This is a genomic window from Bacteroidota bacterium, from assembly GCA_030706565.1.
In the GTDB taxonomy this organism is placed as follows: domain Bacteria; phylum Bacteroidota; class Bacteroidia; order Bacteroidales; family JAUZOH01; genus JAUZOH01.
Genome location: JAUZOH010000457.1, coordinates 1 through 2,849, shown reverse-complemented (window position 1 = coordinate 2,849; position 2,849 = coordinate 1). Strand labels below are relative to the sequence as shown.

Annotated in this window: 1 protein-coding gene; it reads left to right on the top strand. The window is 40.7% G+C overall.

Annotated elements, in window-relative coordinates; all coding sequences use genetic code 11:
* Positions 1-102: 102 nt before the first annotated feature.
* On the top strand, positions 103-2,544 hold the full coding sequence (locus Q8907_15520) for an alkaline phosphatase family protein (GenBank protein MDP4275680.1): 2,442 nt from the start codon (positions 103-105) through the stop codon (positions 2,542-2,544).
* Positions 2,545-2,849 lie beyond the last annotated feature (305 nt).

Sequence of the window (2,849 nt, the reverse complement as noted above, 5' to 3'; positions counted from 1 at the left end):
TTGTTAAATTTTATTCCGTTCAGGGAGATATTTACTTGCGAAACTTTAATTAATAATTTATCAAAATAAACTGACTGTACTAACTATTATATTAAAATGAAAATGAAACAAATTCTGGCGTTAATCTTTAGTCAAATTGCGTTGATTACAGGTAGCCTTAATCTTTCTGCCCAGACTTTAAATGAAATTGAATCCCATCGTGTTTCTCTGCCCAATGGATGGTTTCTGACCCCTACAGGAAAAATGTTAAAGTTAGGGGACTTGCCCCTCAATATTGCAGTTTCACCTTCAGAAAAATTTGCAGCTGTAACCAATAATGGCGAAAGTGACCAATCGATTCAGCTTATAGACCTTCAAAAAGAGGCTGTTATTGATTCTGTTCCCATCAGAAAAGCATGGTTGGGATTGGTTTTTTCTCATGACAGCAAATATTTATATGCTTCTGGTGGCAATGATAATATGATTATCAGGTATGCCATAAAAAATAAACATCTACTGGCCAATGATACGGTTAGATTAGGGAAACCTTGGCCAAACAGGATTTCAGTCACAGGATTGGCTTTGGATGATAGTAAAAACAGGCTTTATGCTGTTACAAAGGATAATAATTCACTCTATGTTATTGATACACATTTGAATAAAGTTTTATCCAGGCATGATCTTAACGGTGAGGCGTATACCTGCATCCTGTCCCCTGATCATAAGACCCTTTATATTTCTTGCTGGGGATGCGACCAGGTGGTTTTCTTTGATACAGACAAACAGAAAATAACCGGTTCTGTGCCGGTGGGTGATAATCCCAACGATTTATGCATGACACGGAACGGTAAATATTTATTTGTAGCCAATGCCAACGACAACAGTGTTTCAGTGATTGATATCCGGCAAAGGAAGGTTGTTGAAACGCTTAATTCTGCTTTGTATCCGGATGCACCAAGCGGGTCAACTACAAATGGTGTGGCATTAAGCAAGGATGAAAAGACACTTTTTATCGCCAATGCCGACAACAATTGTCTGGCCTTGTTTGATGTCAGTAAACCCGGGTCAAGTAAAAGTAAAGGTTTTATTCCAACAGGGTGGTATCCGACCTGTGTAAGAATTGCAAATAAGAAAATACTGGTTGCCAATGGTAAAGGATTGACTTCTCTTCCTAATCCTTATGGGCCTAATCCAACGCGCAAAGGTGAGGTTGTGATTTATCAGCACGGTGCCATCGGTCAAAAAATAAAAGTACAGTATATAGCAGGTTTGTTTAGGGGAGCTTTCAATATTCTTCCAATTCCTGATGAAGAGCAAATGGCTGTCTATTCGAAAGCTGTTTATGATAACACTCCATATTCGAAAACTAAGGAGTTGACGGCTGAAGGGATGGAAGGTAATCCCATTCCCAGTAAAGTAGGCGATTCTTCCCCAATTAAATATGTGTTTTACATTATAAAGGAGAACCGTTCCTATGATCAGGTTCTGGGTGATATACCTGCAGGAAATGGCGATCCGGGACTTGTCCTTTTTGGCGAGAAAATCACGCCCAATCAGCATGCTCTTGCCCGTGAATTTGTTTTACTGGATAATTTTTACGTCAATGGAGAAGTCAGTGCTGACGGACATAATTGGACCATGGGGGCTTATGCCACTGATTTTCTCGAAAAAACCTGGCCAACCAGCTATGGGGGCAGGGGCGGGGTAAGCACTGCTGCCGGAAAAAGGGAAATTGCCAATAATAAAAACGGATTCCTTTGGGACAATTGCAAACGTCATGGTGTCAGTTTCCGCTCTTATGGAGAATTTATCGATGATCAAAAAGCAAATATCCCGGTACTGAAGGATCATTTTTGTACCTATTTCAGATGCTGGGATCAAACATTCAGGGATACCATACGTTTCAGACAGTGGAAGCAGGATTTTGATTCACTTTTATCTGTAAACGCATTGCCCCAGTTAAGCACCATTCGCTTTATCAACGATCATACCCAGGGATTAAAACTGGGGGCGGCCTCTCCTTTTGCTCAGGTTGCCGATAATGACCTGGCTGTCGGTATGTTTGTGGATTATCTCAGCCATAGTTCGGTGTGGAATAAAAGCTTGGTGGTGATCGTTGAAGATGATGCCCAGAATGGCCCGGACCACGTGGATGCCCACCGTAGTCCGGCATATCTTGCAGGAGGTTTTGTGAAACAGGGTTTTGTAGATCATACCTTGTATTCAACCACCTCTCTTCTTCGTACTATAGAATTAATACTCGGTTTGCCTCCAATGAGCCAGTATGATGCCGCATCCACTCCGTTATGGCGGTGTTTTAATAAAACCCCGGATCATCAGCCGTTTACTGTCAGGCCTAGCCGGGTTGACCTGAATGACATAAATCTTGCTAAAAATAAGTGGCAGAGGATGAGCGAAAAGTTTAATTTTTCCAAAGAAGATATGGTCAATGAAGCTGACTTCAACGAAGTGCTCTGGAAGGCCGTGAAAGGAATAGATTCTTCCTGTCCGGCAGCAGTCCGTTCTGCATTTTTCACCGCTACTTTAAAGGATGATGACGATTAAGCATTGCCATGGCTCCGCAACGAGGACAAACGGTGGCTGAGCGGAGTCGAAGCCACCGCAAAATAGATTTGATCTGATAAAAATCCTACTTGTTATTAAATTATTGATTTTTCGCGCCTTAGCGTCATTTAGATTTGCATGTTTATAAACAATAATGGTTAATAGTTCTTCGATATAATTTATATGTAATTGAGATTCTTTACTTTTTGTTTTTTTCTTTTTTTAATCAATAAGTTAAATTTGTTAATTACTTCAACCACGGTTTGGGGCGCTTTATTTGGCGTCAAAGGAGAAAGACCTATGCT